This window comes from Spiroplasma sp. Moj (assembly GCF_016082285.1).
Lineage (GTDB): Bacteria > Bacillota_I > Bacilli_A > Mycoplasmatales > Mycoplasmataceae > Spiroplasma > Spiroplasma phoeniceum.
In genome coordinates this window covers 1-7,336 of sequence record NZ_MQTY02000047.1, presented here as the reverse complement: position 1 = coordinate 7,336, position 7,336 = coordinate 1, and the positions used below count along the sequence as shown (strand labels likewise).

At 25.3% G+C, this 7,336-nt stretch carries 4 protein-coding genes and 1 pseudogene; all 5 read left to right on the top strand.

Annotated features, from left to right (window positions below; translation table 4 throughout):
• Window positions 1–58: 58 nt before the first annotated feature.
• Window positions 59–178: pseudogene (locus tag BST80_RS03060) on the top strand (IS5/IS1182 family transposase); the annotation flags it as partial.
• 751 nt (window positions 179–929) lie between these two features.
• The gene (locus tag BST80_RS03055; RefSeq protein WP_415745918.1) at window positions 930–1,058 is read left to right on the top strand and encodes a hypothetical protein; all 129 of its coding nucleotides are present in this window, start codon (window positions 930–932) and stop codon (window positions 1,056–1,058) included.
• The gene (locus BST80_RS03050; protein WP_415745917.1) at window positions 1,059–1,343 is read left to right on the top strand and encodes a hypothetical protein; all 285 of its coding nucleotides are present in this window, start codon (window positions 1,059–1,061) and stop codon (window positions 1,341–1,343) included. It abuts the gene before it with no gap.
• Between the two features lie 5,478 nt (window positions 1,344–6,821).
• On the top strand, window positions 6,822–7,100 hold the full coding sequence (locus BST80_RS03045; protein ID WP_338966369.1) for a hypothetical protein: 279 nt from the start codon (window positions 6,822–6,824) through the stop codon (window positions 7,098–7,100).
• Between the two features lie 13 nt (window positions 7,101–7,113).
• The coding region (locus tag BST80_RS03040; RefSeq protein WP_415745916.1) for a hypothetical protein at window positions 7,114–7,336 on the top strand (223 nt) is incomplete at its 3' end.

The window sequence follows — 7,336 nt, the reverse complement described above, 5'->3', positions numbered from 1 at the left end:
AANANNTNNAATAATAATTCTCATTTTTGAAACTAGTCTATTATGTTGTTTTTGTGCTTTATTTAAAGAATCAAAAATTTCAATTTTAAAAAATACCAAATTAATAGTTGACAGTGGTTATCAAGGAATACAAAAAATTCACAATAATGTTCTAATACCTACAAAGAAAACAAAGAAAAAANNTTNNNANNAAGNANAANNNTGNNTTTTTATAAAAANTATAAATAAAGTAATTAAATACAAATTAAANTAATCGCTTATTANAGCGATTTTTTTATTTGCATTATTCATCAGATAGTATCTTTAAAATTAAAAATTAACCTATTTTACCCTACAAACTAGTTAATTTTTATAATTTCCTTTCTGTGATTTATTATATTTTTTCNGTTTAACAACTAATAATATCATTTTTAATAAAGGTACTATCTGATGAATAATGCAATACTAAAACTTAATATTTTGATGCTTAAAGATGGATAACTCATCTATGGNACGAAGCCTTAAAGAAAGTGTGAAAGCGATTGGATTTACTCTCCTATTTATTTCTTTAATTCTCGGCAAGATTAATCACTTGCGAAATGTCAGAGCGCGTGTTTTTTGGCTTGTTTTCATAAAAAGAGTGTTGTTAAACCGAAAAAAAACAATATCGGACACTAAAAAAACAAGAGGGTTGGAACTCCAAAAGGTTATTTTCTTTATATAAAGTTGTCTAGGGATGGATGAAGCGTAATTAATAACTGGGTAAACTGTTTTTTTTGTTTATTTCCGTATGGGGGTAAACTCTATCAAAATATCCTATACGCCCCCGCTCACCTTCAAAGTAAAGCGGGCGGCGAAGTAATTAAATACTAAAATAAATTATTTACTAAATATCAAAATATTAACCAATAAAGGAGTATTATGNTTTTTTACAGAAAGGAAAATATTTGATGAAAAAATGAAATAAAAAAATTAAAAATAAATTACAAGAATTAATGATACGAGCTTATCCAGTAACGGTAAATGATATTAATGATGAAATTTGAGCAACAAATAAAAAAATTAAGGAGTATAGATAAATGACAGAATATAAAAGTTTGTATATTAATAAAACTTGAAATGAAATAACAACATCATTTGATTGAGTTAATTGTCAGCCTGTTAATTGTCGTATTTCACATCATAAAAAGCATTATGATTTGCAATGTTTAGAATGAGCCAAAATGTACTTAATTTTATTTGAAAACAAGTGAGATGTAATTGCTTCTTATATGCAACATTACAAAATTAACGATATTTTAGATTTAGCATCAGATGGATGAAAAATATTACAAATTGACAAAAAAATAAAACAAATAAATTAAAATATATTATTGCAGTTGACCCTGCTGGAATTGGACAAACTGGTATTATTATTTATAATGTTTTGCAAAAGAAAATAATTAATAATATTGCTTTTAATTCTAAAAATGAAGAAGAAGCAATAAATAATATGTATTTAATATTAAATGAGTTTAAAAATAAAATTTGTTCTTATTTAAATAAAGTTATTGTAATAATTGAAGATTATCAACTTCACAAAGGTTTAAAAATAAAAAATCCATTATCTACTCCTAAATTCATTGGTGGTTTAAAAGTTTTATGCAAATATCTATTTAATTTAAATTATGTTTTACAATCGCCAGTTGTTAAGAAAAATTATATTTATAAAGGAAATATTAAAATGTCAGAGCACGAACATGATGCTTGAAAACATTTACAGTATTTTTTAGCAAAAGGAGTTGATAAAATGACACAATCAAAAAGTAATTTACCTAAAAAATCAATAACTAATAAACCTAAAATAAAAAAAGTTAATAAGTTAGAATTAACTGTTAGATTACATGAAAATCCGATTAAAACTAAAATTAAAGCACTGGTTGCTGGGGGTGTTGAAGTTGATGCTTGTTCGGCTAAATGTCAATGAGACGGATTAAATTATTCAACATTATCAATATATAACCCATCTATTTTAACTGAGTTTTTNAAATTAAAAAAAGATGATGAGATAAAAATTAAAGGCTCAGTATTTAATCAGTTAAATATAAAAACTAAACGCTATTTTTTATCTTTTAGAGTAGATAGTTTTGAAATTATACAAAAAGCAATTAAAAAAAGAACAAATACAAATATTAAAAAATAGGAGGAAAAACAATGGCATTAAAAAATGTAAAATATGTTCTTATTGATGAAAATAATGAACCTATTAAAAATGAAGATNGTAGTTTAGATATTAAAACTGCTGAAATTATTTTAGAAAATACTGCTGAAGTTGAAGAATTTAATGTAAGTAATTTAGAAAATAATAATCAGCAAATCAACGAACTACAAACAAAAAATACTGAATTAACTTCACAAATTGAACAACAAACAATTCAATTAAAACAAATTGAAGTAATTGACTTTATTAATTCTTTAACTGATAATGAAGAATTTAAAAATGTTTTATTAAAGTCTTATGATATTACTGATGATATTGAAATCATTAAAACACAATTGCAAAGTGTTTATGATGAATTAATTAAGGTACAAACAGTTAATACTGGTGGCGTACCAAAATTAGAAAACAAAGAAAACAATATTTTAGATACAGACAATGTATTTAATAAATAGAAAGAAGGAAGTAAATTATGGCACAAAACCCACAAAGAATTTTCGGAGATATTGCTAATCAAGCAACAAAACGAGACCGAGAAACATTTGAACAATGATATTTACAAACTTATCAACAAAAATTTAGTTGAGAAGCATTATTTGCGTGAAAAGAAACCAATAAGTTTGGTTTAACATATAAAAGAAAGAAAAATATTAAATACAATGAAGGTCTAGGAAACGAAGGACAAGTATTTAATACTGATGATAACCTACTAAAATATTCAACAGTGGAATTTGAAGATGGAATTGTTGAATTAGATACAATTTTAACTTTTGCTCGTAAATTAGACCCCGTAGAAAGTGATTTTAATCCTAATCTTTGGGCTGCCGATATTGAGCAAGCAATGGATACTGAGGTTGCTTATAAACGCAATAAAATTTTAGAAATTATTAATAAAGGAACAGTTACAACTATTCAAGGACAAAAAGCAGATGATACAAATGCTTTACAAATCCATGATGAAATTATGGATAAAATATATGAAAATGGCTTTACCCCATCAGAAACAGTTGTATTAGGTTCGGCTGATTTTATTCGTGGAATTCGTAATAAATTACAGTTACAACTTGGAGCAAACGACCAAATAAATAGCGTAATTGAAACGAGTGGAGCAATGAAAACTGTTGAAGGAACAACATACTATATGGTTCCTAAAAAATTACCAATTATTAATAAAGATGGTTCAGAAGGAACAATTGAATTATTATCAAATGGAGTTAATGCAATTGCTTTTAAATTTAGCAAAAAATATGACCCTCTTATTTTACGCAAAAAAGACCATACCCCATTAAGGGTTGGTGCTGCTGCGTTAGGTACTGGGATGGGTAATACTTTGATTATGGAAAGAGTTTTATATTTAGGTGGAGCAGTAGTTGAACCTAAGGGAATTATTAAACATATTGTTACAAAAACTGATATTAGTAAAATTAATAAATTAGATAAACCAACTATTCATGTTGCAGACCCTACAAAANCAACAGCAGAACAGTTAAAACCACAATTTAAAGATGTTGTTTTAAAAGCGGTAAAAGCCATAAATAGTTATTTAACTGAAAGTGATTTTGATTACTTTATTGAAAGTAAAGGTGAAGATTGACCAATTAATATTACAAATGATAAAACTGTTGAAGTTCAAATTGAAGGTAAAAACAATGCTACTGGTCAAACAAATCCGATTGATGTTAAAATTAAAAATTCTTAATAGTACTAAAAAATAGTACTTTTTCGTTTTATAGATATGCCAATTGGAACATCTAAAACAGCCCTTATTTATGCTGTTAAAAAAAATCCAACTAGATTGTCAATCCAACAACAAGAAAAAAGTTTTGGTTTACAGTTATTAGAATTTTTAGGAATTCAAGTTTTAGCACTTGGTTTATCAGTTTTAACTGGTGGTGTAGCATCTGCTGTTGGTCTTGGCGCGGGATTATCTAATTTTGCCGCAGCATTTATCTCGTTTGGAATAGAAACAGCAACCGATTTTACTGTAAATCAAATATACGATAAATTAACCTCAGAAGTGACAACAAAAAGTACCACTTTAAATTTGTTACCAGCAGTTGGTGGTATTGGAAAATTAACGCGTGCAGCACGCACAACTAGAATTTTAAAATTATCAAAAGAAACTAAATTACTTGAAAAATTAGGTGTAATAACTGCTAATAACTTAGAAGATATTGTAAAACAAGTTACGGGTAAAAAGGTTTTATCTGATAAATTAATATTTGATTTTACAAAGCAGGCTAATAATGAAACTTTATTATATACAATTGGAAAATTAGCCCGAAATGATTTTTATAAAGGTTTTAAAGTTTCTAATTTAGAAACAATTAATAATTTATTAAAAATTGAAAAAAATATTCAAAAAATAAGTCCTACATTAGTTCAAAAAATACCACGCGTAAATGAAAAAAATGCTAATAAATGATTGTCTGAATATGGATTAAATATTGATAAAATAAGCAAAATTAATACTAATGAGTGATATAACATTATGACTAATCTTCATAAAAAAGGTGTTGGTAAAAANCTACTATTAAATGCTAATTTAATGCGTGGTAGCAAAGTATACAATAATAAATTATTAAATATCTTGCACCAAACACCAATTAAATTAAATAAAATTTTAAATCATTTAAACCCAAATTTTTATATTCAAAAAGTAACTAAAAAATTATTAGCNCCAATTGAAAAACAAATAATTGCTATTAAACAAAAAGTAATTAATAAAATTACTGATAAAACTAAAAAAATATTATCTAAATTTGAAACTAAGGCTATTAAAAAAGGCCAATTATTACCTTTTTCCTATGGTTCTGATGTTTTTTTAGCAGTAAAAATTGTTCCATTATCAGTTGCGGGCGAAGTTGCTTTAACAATATATTATAAAAATCCGCAATATGCCCCTATTGTCGTTATGACAACTTTAATCAAAGCAGAAAAGTTTGTTTTGGCTCCTGAACCCTTTAAATTNTATATGAACAGTGAGTGGTTTATTGGTTGGGGATTTAAAAAAACAAGTTTGTTTAATTTAGTTTCTTTTGCCCCACTTGCTTATCAGCAAGTAGTAAAAGATAGTTTTAAAATATATCGGACAATTGCTAANATATTAAAAATGCAAGAACAATTTAAAAATAACTTTAATAAAGATAAATTGTTAAATACGCTAGAAGATAGTGCGGTTACTAGTTTATTGGGTAATGGACTAGTATTTCAAACATACAAGCAATTCAGAACAAAACAAGATTTAAANAAAACAATTAAAACAAAAACATTACTAAATAGTAAAAAATTTATATTAAAGAAAATATATTCTAAAAAAAGTAAATGATAAGGAGATGATTAAATGTTAAATCAATTATGACAAAATGTTACTTTGGAAAATTATAATAATTTTATTCCAATGACAGGTAAAATTACACAAGTTCCAGTTCGTTATAATAAGTTCTTTAAAGGTGATGTAGAATTATGATTTAAAACATTTGCTTTAAGAGCCCAAAATATGATTAATTCCTATTTGAATTATCCATTTTCAAAATTAAAGTTTGAAACATTTAAAGACCCATTATTAAAGAAAATTTGTATTAATATGGTGTTTATTACTATTGAGCATTGAACATTTAACCGTATTCCAATTGAGTTTTTTACTTCNGCAAATATGAGTGTTGGTGATATTAATTATTCATCTCAAAATGACCCAATGGCAACATGACAAGGTTTATTACCTAGTTATGCAAAATCACTGGCTAATTTAACAACTTTAAAGAAAATGTTTCGTACTTTTCAAGAAGAAGGTATTGATTTAAAAATGATAGATTTAGAAGCATATTATACTCAGCTAGAAGTTGATACATTATTAGAAAAAGAAAAAACTAAGATTGATAATAAAAGTATTATTAAAAATAACAAAAATGAAATAGGTGTTCCATTTGATAATAAAAGTATTATTAAAAATAGTGATGGTGAAATTGCGGTTTCAGATTTAAAACAAAATAAAATTACTTTAATGTCAAATGCTAGTAAGCGTAATAATGCTGATTTTAATGCTGAAACTGGTGAATTAAGAATATGAGACCCAATCTTCCAAAATAATGACCAAGTTGCAGATTTTAGTGTTATTAAAACAAACAAAACGCTTGGACTAGAAGCAACAGATGACACATTACCAACTACTAAATATATTAATGAACATTATGCTTTAAAAGAAAGTATCGAGCAGTGAAAAGAAGTTGGAGAAAGAGTAAATGAAAAAGTAATTAAATATAAATTTATTTTAGGGAAAAAATATAAAGTTCATTTTATTTGAGAACGACCAACTGCAGATTTTGTTATAACAACTTGTTTTGAATGTAAAGATAATCATGGTGGTTTGCAAACTATTTCAACTAGTTTAGCATTGGGAACGAATGGAGCAACAAGAATTGGTTTTTTAAGTGCAGATAATTCTCTTAATAATCATAAAGTAGTAATTTCAATGACAGGTGATGAATATTCGCCAACAATTCTAAAATTAGAAGAGTTACAATAAATTAACGAGGATAATTATGGTTAATAAAAATATTATAATTAAAAATAATAATGAATTAATTACAAATGAATGATAATTTAAAAGAAAAAAATAATTTAGAAAGAAAGTGGAGTGTTATAAATGAATTTAAAAGAGTATAAATCAGAAATTTTATTATTAATTCGCAAAATATTTATTTGGGGATTAGGAGCAATTTTAATAATAAGTGCAATTGTGTTATTTTTTTGCAAAGCATTTAAAGTAATTGAAATTTCATGACCAGAATATTTTTATATTGGCTTATCATTACTTATTAGTGGTGTTTTGGTCTATTTAATTGATAAAATTTTTGAATTTTTTAAAAAAGATAAAAAACAAGATAGCATTGAAGATGTTATTAAAAAAGATGAAACAAAATAAAGAGGTGTTATAAATGGGGTTGTTACCTGCCAAAAAGAAATTAAAAAAAAGTTATGATGTTGATAGTTATTATCTTAATTTAGCATCAACGATTACTAATCGTAAAAATGTTACTGTTCAAAAACATAATGAAATTTTAGAAAAAAGAATTTGTGAAGATAATGCTAATTTTTTAAATCCACGAGATTTAGAAATTAGCATTTATAATCCACTTACTAATCAAAAAATAGATACAA